This window comes from Longitalea arenae (assembly GCF_016924755.1).
Taxonomy (GTDB): domain Bacteria; phylum Bacteroidota; class Bacteroidia; order Chitinophagales; family Chitinophagaceae; genus Niastella; species Niastella arenae.
The window spans coordinates 377,214-389,570 of sequence record NZ_JAFFJX010000002.1; the positions used below are offsets into that span (position 1 = coordinate 377,214).

General features: G+C 46.3%; 11 protein-coding genes. 3 read left to right on the forward strand and 8 right to left on the reverse strand.

Annotation, left to right across the window (positions count from 1 at the left end; translation table 11 throughout):
- Positions 1–315 precede the first annotated feature (315 nt).
- Both JT717_RS06505 and JT717_RS06510 read right to left on the reverse strand, forming a co-directional pair.
- Positions 316–648: a HesB/IscA family protein gene (locus JT717_RS06505; protein ID WP_205509389.1), complete on the reverse strand. Its 333-nt coding sequence runs from the start codon at positions 646–648 to the stop codon at positions 316–318.
- Positions 649–882: 234 nt separating this feature from the next.
- Positions 883–2,055, reverse strand: coding sequence for an IscS subfamily cysteine desulfurase (locus JT717_RS06510; RefSeq protein WP_205509390.1), 1,173 nt, complete (start codon positions 2,053–2,055; stop codon positions 883–885).
- Positions 2,056–2,275: 220 nt separating this feature from the next.
- Here JT717_RS06510 and mce point away from each other — a divergent pair, with 220 nt between their 5' ends.
- Positions 2,276–2,677, forward strand: coding sequence for a methylmalonyl-CoA epimerase (gene mce, locus JT717_RS06515; protein ID WP_205509391.1), 402 nt, complete (start codon positions 2,276–2,278; stop codon positions 2,675–2,677).
- 99 nt (positions 2,678–2,776) lie between these two features.
- Here the strand turns inward: mce and JT717_RS06520 are convergent, their stop codons facing one another.
- The 5 genes from JT717_RS06520 to JT717_RS06540 form a co-directional block, all read right to left on the reverse strand.
- On the reverse strand, positions 2,777–3,382 hold the full coding sequence (locus JT717_RS06520; RefSeq protein ID WP_205509392.1) for a MarR family winged helix-turn-helix transcriptional regulator: 606 nt from the start codon (positions 3,380–3,382) through the stop codon (positions 2,777–2,779).
- A 207-nt stretch (positions 3,383–3,589) separates the two neighbouring features.
- Positions 3,590–4,549 carry a T9SS type A sorting domain-containing protein gene (locus JT717_RS06525; protein WP_205509393.1) on the reverse strand — a complete coding sequence of 320 codons (960 nt, stop codon included), beginning with the start codon at positions 4,547–4,549 and terminating at the stop codon, positions 3,590–3,592.
- Between the two features lie 863 nt (positions 4,550–5,412).
- Positions 5,413–6,147, reverse strand: coding sequence for a ribonuclease III family protein (locus JT717_RS06530; protein WP_369411695.1), 735 nt, complete (start codon positions 6,145–6,147; stop codon positions 5,413–5,415).
- Positions 6,148–6,250: 103 nt separating this feature from the next.
- On the reverse strand, positions 6,251–7,504 hold the full coding sequence (gene fabF, locus JT717_RS06535; protein WP_205509395.1) for a beta-ketoacyl-ACP synthase II: 1,254 nt from the start codon (positions 7,502–7,504) through the stop codon (positions 6,251–6,253).
- 104 nt (positions 7,505–7,608) lie between these two features.
- On the reverse strand, positions 7,609–7,845 hold the full coding sequence (locus JT717_RS06540) for an acyl carrier protein (protein WP_081146706.1): 237 nt from the start codon (positions 7,843–7,845) through the stop codon (positions 7,609–7,611).
- Between the two features lie 265 nt (positions 7,846–8,110).
- On the opposite strand from JT717_RS06540, the gene JT717_RS06545 reads away from it, so the two are divergent.
- Positions 8,111–8,539, forward strand: a complete 429-nt coding sequence (locus JT717_RS06545; RefSeq protein ID WP_205509396.1) for a GNAT family N-acetyltransferase — start codon at positions 8,111–8,113, stop codon at positions 8,537–8,539.
- A 62-nt stretch (positions 8,540–8,601) separates the two neighbouring features.
- On the opposite strand, the gene mfd is transcribed toward JT717_RS06545, so the two are convergent.
- Positions 8,602–11,856 carry a transcription-repair coupling factor gene (mfd, locus tag JT717_RS06550; RefSeq protein ID WP_240347904.1) on the reverse strand — a complete coding sequence of 1,085 codons (3,255 nt, stop codon included), beginning with the start codon at positions 11,854–11,856 and terminating at the stop codon, positions 8,602–8,604.
- A 36-nt stretch (positions 11,857–11,892) separates the two neighbouring features.
- Between mfd and JT717_RS28350 the strand changes: the two genes are divergently transcribed.
- Positions 11,893–12,108, forward strand: coding sequence for a hypothetical protein (locus tag JT717_RS28350; protein WP_240347866.1), 216 nt, complete (start codon positions 11,893–11,895; stop codon positions 12,106–12,108).
- The last annotated feature ends 249 nt before the right edge of the window (positions 12,109–12,357 follow it).

The window sequence follows — 12,357 nt, forward strand, 5'->3', positions numbered from 1 at the left end:
TTGAGGCCCCTATCAACATGATCAAGCTATGTCAACGATTTCAACTCCCATGTAGCCTGCCACAGATGAACCCCGGAACCGGGTTAGTACCGGGTCAGATTCGACCATATTCCGTACATATCCCGTACTTATCCCGTACATGTCCCGTATATATGCCGTTCCTTTAAAGGGACGAGACATCTACGTAACACCTGCGATAAACAAATCTGTTACCAACGAAACATTGTAGGTACTGACCCGGATCAGGTCCGGTATAGATACGGCAAAGCCCCGCTCTCGACAGAAAGCGGGGCTTCGCCTGATCAAATATATTTATTATACAGAAAAACTTTCGCCGCAGGCGCAGGTACGGCTGGCATTGGGATTATTGAAGTAAAATCCTTTACCATTCAGTCCCTCTGAGAATTCCAGCGTGGTATTTACCAGGTATAAAAAGCTCTTCAGGTCGGTGACCACCTTGATACCATTGTCTTCAAAAACCTGGTCACCGGGTTTTGACTGGTTATCAAAATCCATTTTATAGCTGAGTCCGGAACAACCACCGCCCACAACGGATACCCGCAAAAAATAGCCGGCATCTGGTGAGTAGGAGGATTCTTCCATCAGTTTAATTACTTTTTCCTTTGCTTTATCGCTAACGTAAACCATAAATACTAATTTGATAATGTGCTTATTAGCTAATGTGCTAATGCCTCTCAGCATAAAGCCTGACAAGCGTGGCAGCAGCATACTAATGTACAACGCTTTTTTATCTAAATTGTTTAAGCTTCACTTAATTTTTTAACAGTTATACTTATATAACTCGCTGTATTTCAATTAACCTAACATCTCCATTGTTAGCCGCAGCACATCAGCACATTGGCACATTAGCAAATCAGCTAATTAACCGATCGGCCTCATTGCTCTCAACTGCTCCACTACTCCCTTTACCTTTGCTATAACAAAATCAACCTGTTCTTCCGTCGTGTACCGCCCAATCGAAAACCGTAACGAGCTGTGTGCCAGCTCGTCTTCCACGCCAAGCGCTTTCAACACATAACTGGGTTCCATGGACGCGCTGGTACAGGCGGCGCCCGAAGACAGGGCTATATCTTTATTAAGCCCCATCATTAGTCCATCGCCATTCACAAAATTAAACGATATATTGGTTACATGGGGCAGGCGGCTGCTGCGGCTGCCGTTAACGTAGGTGTCACCGAGTTGCAGCAGGGCGTTTTCCAGCTTGTCGCGCAAGCGGCTCATGCGTTCGCCCTCTTCCTGCATCTGTTGACGGCAGATATCGGCAGCTTTGCCAAATCCAACTATGCCCGGAACATTCAATGTCCCGCTGCGCATCCCTTTTTCATGGCCACCTCCGTCGAGTTGGGCGGTTAAACGAACCCTCGGGTTCTTTCTTCGTACATACAGTGCGCCCACGCCTTTGGGACCATACATTTTATGCGCGCTGCAGGTAAGCAGGTCGATCCCGTCTTTGATAACATCTACCGGTATTTTACCCACTGCCTGGGTGGCATCGGTGAAGAACAATACATTGTGTTTTTTGGCAATAGCTCCTATCGCTTTCACCGGTTGAATAGCGCCTGTTTCGTTATTGGCATACATAATGGCGATCAGGATAGTGCGCGGGGTGATGGCGGCTTCCAGTTGCTGCAGATCGATCAGCCCCTCTTTATTTACCGGTAAATAAGTCACTGCTCCACCCAGCTTTTCAATATGCCTGCAGGTATCCAGCACGGCCTTATGTTCGGTAACGCAGGTAATAATATGATTTCCCTTAGCGGCATACATCTCATAGACCCCTTTTATGGCGAGGTTGTCGCCTTCCGTAGCGCCGGATGTAAAAATGATCTCTTTCGGTTCGGCGCCTATCAGCCGGGCCACCTGTTCCCGGGCATAATCTACCGCTTCTTCGGCCTGCCAGCCAAAAGAGTGGCTGCGGCTGGCTGCGTTGCCAAACTGTTCGGTGAAATACGGCAACATCACCTCCATAACCCCCGGATCACAGGGGGTGGTAGCGTTATGATCGAGATATATGGGTAGTTTGAGTGTGCTCACGCGGGTATTTTCTGTTTAAGAACAAAATTAGGTGGTTTAAAGTTGCCGTTATGGGGTTCCAGGTTGCAGGTTGCAGGGCAGTTCGAGCATTCTGATTAACTGGCTTGATTCCCGAAATATAGAGTCCCTGAAACCTGCAACATGTAACTGTAACAATTTTAAAATACCTCAAGAGCTTATTCCATTAAATTTGTTTTCTCTATAACAACAACTACCTGATATGCTGAAAGTAGAACACATTGGCATTGCCGTACGCGCATTATCCGAATCGATACCCCTGTTTGAAAAGCTGCTGAATACCCCTTGTTATAAAACCGAAGCGGTGGCCAGTGAACAGGTCTCTACCGCCTTTTTCAAAACCGGTGATACCAAAATTGAACTGCTCGAAAGCAGCAGTGCCGAAGGGGTGATTGCCCGCTACATCGATAAAAAGGGCGAAGGGATCCATCATATTGCTTTTGAAGTAGCAGATATTGAAGCTGAAATGAAGCGGCTGGCAAACGAAGGTTTCGTACTGCTGAATGAGAAACCTAAACAGGGCGCCGATAACAAACTGGTTTGTTTCTTACATCCCAAGGGAACTAATGGGGTATTGGTAGAGCTTTGTATGGAAATGAAATAAGAAACAGTCACTGGTTCCAAGATACAAGCCCAGGGGCATATCACCATGCGGGACTATTTCCAGGCTCAAATTACAAAGCCTGAAACCTGTAACCTGAAGCTATTTGCCTGTTTTATGCTCAGGGCATTCAATACGCAACTCATCAATGACCAGTGCTTTTTGCATGAGGTGGCAATAGTGTGTTTGCTGCCGGTCGCCACTATAATAAAAACAGGTATAACACATGCGCTGGGTGGAAATGATCCCATTTTGATTCAGGCGGTAGATAAGATCGAGCACTGCAGCCAAAAATTGCTCTTTTTGTAAGGGCGATAAGGTAGCGATGGCGCCATCGAGGGGCAGTGTAAAATTTTCGATCATGCCGGTCAGTTTCATTCCCTGATCAGTAAGCGAAAAATTAAAACTGCGGGAATCGAGCGCATCGTCTGACCGCTGGATCAACCCTTTTTGTTCCAGTACTTTTATGGAATCGCTGATGGTGGCTTTGGTAAGATTGAATTCGCGTGCCATAGCGGCGATACGGCGCTGCTTATCGGAGTTATGATATTTTATAAAGATCAATAGCTGCATCTGGATAGGACTCAGCTTATGTTCCTTGGCTTCTGTCCATAGCAAAACCCTGAATACTTCAGAAATTTTTTCCAAAGCGGCTACAATCTTGTAGTCTACATTGGTAATATGGCGTTCCGGGTCGAATGCGGACATGACAAAGCAATTCGCTTTAAAGATAGTGACTTAACGCGGTGAATATAATACAAGTAAGGGTAATATTCCATACCCTGTCGGGACAATAGACGGAAATGGCTGTAACTGTGCCCATTACGTTAAAAAAAGGGAGCCATAGAAAAGAAAAGTTCCACTGTAGATACAGCGGAACCATTACTGTTTACCTAATATGAGGACCATTTAAACCTACAACATTATTTTCTTAACCTCGCTCCATCCCTTGCTATCACTAACCCGTACTACATACACACCGGAGCCGGCGCTCATCGCGTCTACGATAAGCCGGTAAGAAGCCTGATGAAATTCCTTACGCACTACAACCTGTCCGCTCAGATTTATCAATTGTATAGAAACCTTATCTTTTACATCGCTGTTAAAATCGATGGTAACTGTTTTGTTTGATGAAGCGTAGATGTTGGCGAGCTGGCTGTTTTCGCTGTTGCGCAGGCTGCGAATCGCGGAATAAAACACAACACCGCTTCTATCTACCTGGCGTATGCGATAATACACCACTGCATCGGTTATATTTTTATCGGTATAACTGTATTTGTTCACCAGGTTTGAAGTGCCTGCACCGCTTATGATGGCAAGCTGTTTCCAGTTGCGGGCATCGGCGCTTCTTTCTATTGCATAATACTGGTTGTTCAATTCCTCACTGGTTGTAAAGCTTACCTGAACATTTGCACCCTGGCGGGTTACATAAAAAGATTGAAACTGTACAGGAAGAACAACTGTAGTTACAAAACCGTTACCGGTTGAATTGTCTGCGTAGCTATAGCCGGTTTGAACGCCCTGGGAGCCATTGAACTTAAGTACATTACCGATCCTTACCTGATCGTCATGATTGATGCCGGTTATTTTACCATCTACGTCTACAATAATGCGGCTGGCATCATTCATTCTTAATTTACCGCCATCCATATCGAGGGTGCCTTTCACGATCACCACAACATTATCGAGGTCGATATTGCGATCGAGCAAAACGGTTTTGCCAAATGGAATGATTATGCTATCACCGCTTTGGGGCAGGCGGCTGGGCGTCCAGGTGGTTGATTGGTCCCAGTCTCCGTTTGAAGCGGTAATATTACCTGCCATCAGGTTGGCAGTGATCAGCAGGGTTACAAGGGTAGTGTAGATCGATTTCATGGGGTAAACAGTTTCGCCTTAGTATTTTCAATACACGTACCTGAATTTTTTAACATAGGTAAAAACAGGGCTGGCAATAACCGTATAAATGACCTTTTTTCCTGTACAAACAAGTGAGCTTCAGTTGGATATCAATTTTTCATAATTTCTCAAAAAAACATTTTTTCCTGCCCGGGAACCAGCCGCCAGGCAGCGGAAACATTCCCATATATGGAAAACTTTTACAATAAGGGGAACCATTTAAGGGTCACGGAGGGTTATCAGTTAAGAGAAAAATAGAGTTGATAGTGTTAATAAAGGAAAAGCAGGGTGTGGTATAGCCTTACTGGAAAGGACCTGGCTGGTTGGTGCAGCTGAAAGACGGGATAAAATTGATATGTTGACAAAGTCAGCGATGGAAGACCTAACGAGTTGACCGGTTAACCAGGAGATAGGTTGACAATGTTGATATGTTGCTAAAGTAAATGCAGGGTGTAATATAGCCTTACTGGAAAGGAGTTGGCTGGTTGGTGCAGCTGAAAGACGGGAGAAAATTGATATGGTTGACAAAGTCAGCGGGAATGGGAGACCTAACGAGTTGACCGGTTAACCAGGTGATAGGTTGATAAAGTTGATATGTTGATAAGGAAACCAGTGTTTTGGATACTGTACCTTATGAAAGAAGTCAACCAGTTGATAAAGGTAATAAAGTTAATAAAGTTCAGGCGGGAATGAGAGTCGCTAAGAGGTTGACCGGTTATCAGAGTGAATATGTTGATAAAGGAAGGGGGCTCGCTTAAACTTTTTTCCGGACCTTGCGCCGCCAAATTATTTGCCCATTGCCCATTGCCCATTGCCCATTGCCCATTGCCCATTGCCCATTGCTATTCCTCCTCGGCGGCTTCTGTTTTATTGAGGCCCAGTTTATCAATGGCGATGGCGGCGGCTATCTGGCTGGCGTCTTTTTTATTATAGGCTTTGCCTTCGGCCAGTAATTCGCCATCGACAACGGCGCCGATGGTGAAGAGGCGGCGGCCTCCCTCGATACGTTCATCAAGGGTTTCAAATTCGAGGTTTTTGCCATTCTTATTGGCCCAGCCGTATAATTTGTTCTTATGGTTGATCTCCAGGTTCTCCAGGTCTTCCATATATAAATGGGGTATGATGATGCATTCGAACACCCATTGCTTGGTCTTCTTAAAACCCCGGTCGAGGTAAATGGCGCCGACCACCGCTTCCAGGGTATTACCAAAGATCTGGCTCATCTTTAGCGAGTTGTCGAACTTATTGTAGAAGGTGATCTTTTTCAAGCCCATTTTGATGGCGATCTCATTAAGCTTGTTACGGTTCACCATCTTCGAGCGCATTTCGGTGAGAAAACCTTCTTCTTTGTAGGGATATTTCTTAAAAAGAAAATCGGCTACGATCCCACTGAGTATTGCATCTCCGAGGTATTCGAGCCGTTCATTATTTTCGTCGGCATTATCCCTTACAGACCTATGTGTAAGGGCAGCCTTATATAATGCGAGCTTGCCCGGGGTAAAACCCAGTACATTACGCAGATTCTTTTTAAAAGAAAGATTCTCTTCTTTGCCTAAAAAGCGGTCCAGGATTCCCACAATTGTCAATCTACTAATTTTTCATTAAGCCAAAAAATCATAAATAGGGCCAGGAGTCCGCAGCCATCAAAATCATTAGTTCATCAACTCGCAGCGTATAAAGTTACGCTTTATATTTTTTCACGATCACACAGGCATTATGCCCTCCAAACCCGAAAGTATTACTTAATGCAGCACGTACCGGGCGCTGCTGGGCTTTGTCAAAAGTGAAATTTAAACGTTGATCCAGTTCCGGGTCATCGTTAAAATGGTTGATGGTAGGTGGAACGATATCGTGTACCACGCTCATGATACAGGCTATGGCTTCAACTACGCCGGCAGCACCTAAGCAGTGACCGGTCATGGATTTGGTTGAACTAATGTTTACATTATAGGCGTGTTCACCAAAAACATCGGTTATGGCTTTCACTTCGGCTATATCACCGAGCGGTGTAGAAGTTCCGTGGGTATTAATATAATCTATATCCTCGGGCTTCATGCCGGCGTCTTCAAAAGCGGCCAACATAACGTTTTTAGCGCCCAATCCTTCAGGATGCGGGGCTGTAATATGATGGGCATCGGCTGTAGCTCCACAACCGGCGATCTCGCAATAGATCTTTGCACCACGTTTTAACGCGTGTTCGAGTTCTTCTACTACCAGTACGCCGGAACCTTCGCCCATAACAAAACCATCGCGTTCTTTATCATAGGGACGGCTGGCTGTTTTAGGATCTTCGTTACGCTCGCTCAGGGCTTTCATCGCATTGAAACCACCTACCCCTGCTTCGCTGATAACACTTTCAGCACCGCCGGTAAGAATGATATCGGCCTTGCCAAGCCTGATGAGGTTAAACGCATCCATGATAGCATTGGTAGAAGAGGCGCAGGCACTTACCACGGCAAAGTTAGGGCCGCGAAAACCATGCCGCATAGAAATGTGACCAGCTGCAATATCCAGGATCATCTTGGGAATGAAGAAAGGATTGTAGCGGGGGGTTCCATCGCCTTTGGCAAAGTTCATCACTTCTTCCTGGAAGGTGATCAAACCACCGATACCGCTGGCGAATACGACGCCTACCCGGTCAACGTTTACGTTGTCTTTGTTTATACCGGCATCGAGCACTGCCTGATCGCTGGAGATAATGGCAGTTTGGGTGAACCGGTCAATTTTGCGGGCTTCCTTACGATCGAGGAAGTTCAACGGATCGAAATTCTTTAACTCGCAGGCAAAGCGTGTTTTGAACTTTGAGGCATCAAACTGGGTAATAAAATCGGCACCGGATACTCCGTTAATGAGTCCGTTCCAATATTCCTGTAAACTGTTACCGATTGGTGTAAGGGCACCAATACCGGTTACAACAACTCTTTTCAATTGCATAGCTCTTGCCAGAGGGAGTTTTAAGTAAGAAATCCGCCTTCGCAGCATGCGCCCAGCTACCGAAAGCGGATTTAATTTATTGCACCTGATCTACAGTATTCAATTTACTTAGCATGCTCTTCTAAGTAAGCAACAGCCTGGCCAACAGTAGTAATTGTTTCGGCCTGTTCATCAGGGATGGAAATATTGAACTCCTTTTCAAATTCCATAATTAATTCCACGGTGTCGAGCGAATCGGCACCCAAATCATTGGTGAAAGAAGCCTCATTGGTAACCTCTGCTTCTTCTACACCAAGCTTATCAACAATGATCTTTTTTACTCTTGTTGCGATGTCTGACATTTTTGTAAAGTTTAGTTACGGCTGCAAAAATATAGATTTTGGAATAATGACAATAAAAGGCTGGTTTTTAATTAATCTTGTTAATATTTTGTGATTTACCGGTTTTGTAGTACTATCCCAGCCAATCCCCGAAGCCATCGGGACCCCTTAAACGGTCGGACACTTATTTTTATGCTTTACAGGCCCGTTTATTTTTCGATAACGTTATAGGGACAAATAAATGGTAAATCCTTATATTGCAGCGCACTACCCCCAATAAGTTGGCATGGCTTTAAAAATAATAGATCATGGTTCCCGGGAGTACCAGCAAATGGTTCAGCTGCGTAATGAAATATTACGGAGGCCACTGGGCTTGCAATTTACCCCCGAAGAGCTGGAAAAGGAAAAAGAGGAGATCTTAATCGGCGCCTTTGAAGAAGAAAAGATGCTGGGCTGCTGTATGCTCATCAAGCAGGACCCCGTATCGGTTCGCTTGCGCCAGATGGCTGTATTAAATAACCTCCAGGGTAAGGGTATCGGCCGCGCCCTTATGCAGTTTGCCGAAAACATCGCCCGCGACCGCGGCTTTCAAAAGATCACCATGCATGCCCGAAAGACGGCCGTTGGTTTTTATGAAAAACTCGGTTACCGGGTATGCGGCCAGGAGTTCGAAGAGGTTACCATCCCCCACTATGTCATGGAAAAACTGCTCTGAGTGTAATCAACTTTAATGGAGATCTAATGGCTGCAGCGGAAGGCAACAGGATACTGCTGCACCTATGACGCCGTAGCTTCCTTCGAGGTTACAAACTGTTTCATTTGTGAAAGGAAACGAACCATCTTTTGCATACCCGTCATGTCTTCTACCACCAGCATAAATAATTTTCCGTTCTGCTTCAACCGGGCCTTATTGGTCTGGGTTTGAATAAAAGTGAGAATGTTATGAAATACAGGTGATTCAAAATAGGGCGAGTCGGCCTTATTGATAAAGTAGCACTTCAGCGTTTCATCTTTCAGCAACATCTTTTCGAAGCCCAGCTCTACGGCCAGCCGGCGGCATCGCACCGTATCGAACAGGTCTTCCACCTGTTGTGGAATGGGTCCAAAGCGGTCTTGCAATTCCAGGGCGAAGGCCTGCAGCTCTTCTTCATTATCACAATTATCCAGGCGGGTGTATAGGGTGAGGCGTTCCGTAATACTTTCAACGTAACTGTCAGGTATCAATATTTCCAGGTCGGTATCAATGGTACAGTCCTGCACATAATCTTCCTGTTTCGAGATCTCGGCCTTAAACAGTTCACGGAACTGGGTGCGTTTAAGCTCCTTGATAGCTTCTTCCAGCACCTTCTGGTACATTTCGAAACCGATCTCGGCCATAAAGCCGCTTTGCTCACCACCCAGCAGGTTACCTGCTCCCCGGATATCGAGGTCACGCATCGCGATCTGGAAGCCACTGCCCAGCTCGCTGTGCTGCTCCAGGGTTTGCAAGCGCTTTCTTGAATCGGGTGGCAGGGTGCTCATGGGCGGCGCCAGCAGATAACAGAATGCTTTCTTGTTGCTGCGCCCTACCCTGCCTCGCAACTGGTGCAGATCGCTTAGCCCGAAGTGATGGGCATTGTTGATGATGATGGTATTTACGTTGGGGATGTCTACACCACTTTCAACGATATTGGTACAAATAAGCACATCGTACTTCTTGTCGATAAAGTCTAGGATGCGTTCTTCCAGAACATGTCCTTCCAGCTGACCATGGGCAAAACCAATGCTCAGGTCGGGACATAAACCCAGGAGCAAAGCCGCCATTTCTGAGAGGCCCTGAATGCGGTTATGAATAAAGAATACCTGTCCGCCCCGTTCGGTCTCATAATAAATGGCATCCCTGATGAAGTCCTGGTTAAACACCTGCACTTCGGTTTGTATAGGCTGCCGGTTAGGCGGCGGGGTATTGATAATGCTAAGGTCCCGGGCGCCCATGAGGCTGAACTGCAGCGTACGGGGAATTGGCGTTGCCGTTAAGGTGAGGCAGTCTACATTCGTACGCAGGGTCTTGATCTTTTCCTTATGGGCCACACCGAATTTCTGCTCTTCGTCAATGATCAGGATGCCCAGGTCTTTGTATTTAACTTCCTTGCCTAAGAGCGCGTGGGTTCCAATGATAATATCTATTTTGCCTTCTTCCAGTTTCTTTAAGGTTTCCTTTTTCTCTTTGGAAGATTTGAAACGGTTTAAATAATCTACCGTAACCGGGAAATCTTTCAGGCGCTCACTGAAAGTTTTGTAATGCTGGAAGGCCAGGATGGTAGTTGGCACCAGTACGGCGGCCTGCTTCCCATCACAACAGCTTTTAAAGGCTGCACGTATAGCGATCTCCGTTTTTCCAAAACCAACGTCACCGCATACCAGCCGGTCCATAGGCGATGGCGATTCCATATCTTTTTTTACATCGCTGGTGGCCTTGCTTTGGTCGGGGGTATCTTCATAAATGAAAGAAGCTTCCAGCTCGGTTTGCATGTAGTTATCCGGCGCATGCTGAAAGCCTTGCTGCGCCTTACGTTGCGCATAAAGGGTAATGAGGTCGAAAGCAATTTCCTTAACCTTGGTTTTGGTCTTTTCTTTCAGTTTGTTCCAGGCATCGCTGCCCAGCTTGTTCACTTTGGGTATACTTCCTTCCTTACCGGTATATTTCGAGATCTTATGCAGCGAGTTAATGTTCACATACAGGATATCGCTGTCTTTATAAATGATGCGCACCGCCTCCTGCAATTTGCCATTCGATTCCAGTTTTTGCAAGCCGCTGTAAATGCCTACGCCATGATCGATATGGGTAACATAATCGCCGGGCTGCAATTCGCGCAGGGTACGCAGGGTAATGGCCTTATTCTTATTATAGGCCTGTTTCACCTTGTATTTATGGTAACGCTGGAAGATCTGGTGATCGGTATAACAGATCACTTTCAGATCTTCATCAATAAAGCCTTCGTGTATGGAGGTTGGCACCGGCGTAAACTGAATGCCGGCTTTCAGGTCCTCAAAAATGCTGTTCAACCGTTCCAGCTGCCGCGGGTTCTCGGCAAACAGGTAGAGGCTGAACTTTTTGGCCTCCCATGATTTCAGGTCCCTGATCAGCAGATCGAACTGGCGGTTGAAAGCTGGCTGGTCTTTCGTATTAAAGTCAATGGTGAATGGGGTATGGTCAATGGTCAATGGTGAATGGTCAACAGGCCCCTGATCATTTATGAAGCCTGCGGAATGGCCAAACTCAACCACATGCCGGCCGGCTAACTGTTGCTTTAATGAACTGCCTGAAATAAACTCGTCGGCCTTTATAGTTGTTTTTATCGTCTTATCATCTTCTTCTGCAGCCTCTTTAGGCACGGCATTGCTGGACTGCATTTCCAGGAACAGGTGCAGGTCTTCTTCCTGGGTCAGGAGTTTTTCTTTGGTCAGCTCCCAGTCCTGGAACCAGTAAATGGTATTTGCCGGCAAAAATTCGAACAGGGAGATCTTATCATCCTCGTCGAACTGCGTTTCTACATTGGGAATGATGCTGACCTGTAATAATTTCCGTTCGCTCAACTGGGTTTCAGGATCGAAAATGCGGATGGAATCTACATCATTGCCGAACAATTCAACCCGGTAAGGCTTTTCGTTGCCGAATGAATAAATATCCAGGATACCACCGCGTAAGGCGAACTGCCCGGGCTCGTACACAAAATCAGTAGAAGAGAACCCATAGTCAACCAGCTGCCGCAGGAGGCCTTCCACATCTATAACGTCGCCCGACTTTAGATAAATGATATTTCCGGCCAGTGTTTTGGGCAGCACCACTTTTTCGAACAAGGCCTCTGGGTAAGTAATGAGGGCGCCTACCCGGTTGCTGCCTGCCATGGGAGAAGAAAAGCGGGTAAGCGCTTCTGTACGCAACATCACATGCGAGGAATTCAGCAGCCGGAAATTCTTCCTGTTCTTGAACGAGCTGGGAAAGAAAAAGAGGTTCAGCGCATTGGTAAGGTTTTCCAGCGAATTGTGCATGTAAGCCGCCGATTCGGCATCTTCACACACAATAACATGATTGAGCTGGCTGCAGGCATCGTGCTGAAAAATGGTGCCAATGACAAAGGCCGGGGAGCTGCCATGCAGGTTTTTGCAAAAAATTTGTTGAGGTTGGGCAAAAGTCAGCCTGTCCGCCAGTTGGAAAAGGCGGGGGTTATTTTTATACGCGTCGAGCAACACCTGCAAATTCATATCAGCGGCGCAAAGATACGGGAAAACACAATTAGCTAATTTGCTGATTTGCTAATGTGTTAATGCCGCAGAACTACTTTTAACAATATTGAGATTGGTACCGGGCGCCAGTAACGAGGACTTGAATTTCGGTCACTCCACAAGTTATCGGATCCTCCAAATCTTTGCCCGGTGTACGGAAACCCCGGAACTGACAACTGCCTTCCTTCCAGCCTGAAACATGGAACTTGCAACCCTTAACTGATTTGCACCACCGCCCATTCAACGACGGACCAATTTTGCCAATGC